Source organism: Streptomyces sp. NPDC127084 (assembly GCF_042724175.1).
GTDB lineage: Bacteria > Actinomycetota > Actinomycetes > Streptomycetales > Streptomycetaceae > Streptomyces.
Genome location: NZ_JBHXFA010000421.1, coordinates 1 through 1,083, shown reverse-complemented (window position 1 = coordinate 1,083; position 1,083 = coordinate 1). Strand labels below are relative to the sequence as shown.

Here is a 1,083-nt window from a genome sequence, read left to right as displayed (position 1 = left end):
GCCCTCGGGCGTGAGCAGCTGGCCGCCGGAGTTGCCCTGACGGACCGTCGCGTAGAGCGAGTACACATCGCGGCTGACCGTGACGCGGTGGTATATGTCCTGGCCGTTGGCCGTGATGCGTCCCCGCACGCGTGCGGCCCGGACGTCGTACGACCCGTTCTCCGGGAAGCCGGCGACGATCGCGCTGTTGCCGCTCGTGGCGTCCTTGGTCGCGAACTGGAGGGAGCGCGCCTTCAGGTCGGGTACGTCGAGTACGGCGATGTCGCGGTGCCAGTCGTAGAGGACGACCTTGGCGTCGTACTTGCGGCCCTGGCCGCCTATCTGGACGGTGGGTTCGTCGACGCCGCCGACGACGTGCGCGTTGGTCATCACGCGGCGGTCACCGAAGACGAAGCCGCTGCCCTCCAGGACCTTGCCGCAGCTCTGGGCGGTGCCCATGACCTTGACGATGGACTGCTGGGCGCGGGTGGCGACGGCGCTGGAGGCGAGGGCCGGGTCGGGCGGCTGGACGTCGTTGATCGGCTCGTTCGCGAAGGGGCTGAAGACCTGCGGGAAACCGTTCTGCGCGAGGACGGAGGAGAAGTCCGCGAACCAGGTGTCTGCCTGCGAGGGCAGCGCGCGGGACACCCCCAGCAGCACCTTGGAGCTGCGGACCTCCTTGCCGAGCGTCGGCAGGGTGGTGCCGGCCAGGGCGGAGCCGATCAGCCAGGCGACCAGGAGCATCGCCAGCACGTTGACGAGGGCGCCGCCGGTCGCGTCCAGGGCGCGGGCCGGGGACCACGTGATGTACCGGCGCAGTTTGTTGCCGAGGTGGGTGGTCAGGGCCTGGCCGACGGAGGCGCAGACGATGACGACGATCACCGCGACGACGGCCGCGGTGGTGCTGACCTCCGACTTGTCGGTCAGCGCGTCCCAGAGCACAGGCAGCGTGTAGACGGCGACCAGGCCGCCGCCCAGGAACCCGATCACCGACAGGATGCCGACGACGAACCCCTGGCGATAGCCCACGATCGCGAACCACACGGCGGCGACCAGCAGCAAGATGTCCAGCACATTCACGAGCGACACCCTGTCATGACCGCC

1 protein-coding gene is annotated in these 1,083 nt (G+C 69.6%); it reads right to left on the bottom strand.

All coding sequences use genetic code 11. The features are described 5' to 3' along the window. The coding region (locus ACFWI9_RS34705) for a MarP family serine protease (RefSeq protein WP_387169382.1) at nt 1–1,059 on the bottom strand (1,059 nt) is incomplete at its 3' end. Between the last annotated feature and the right edge of the window lie 24 nt (nt 1,060–1,083).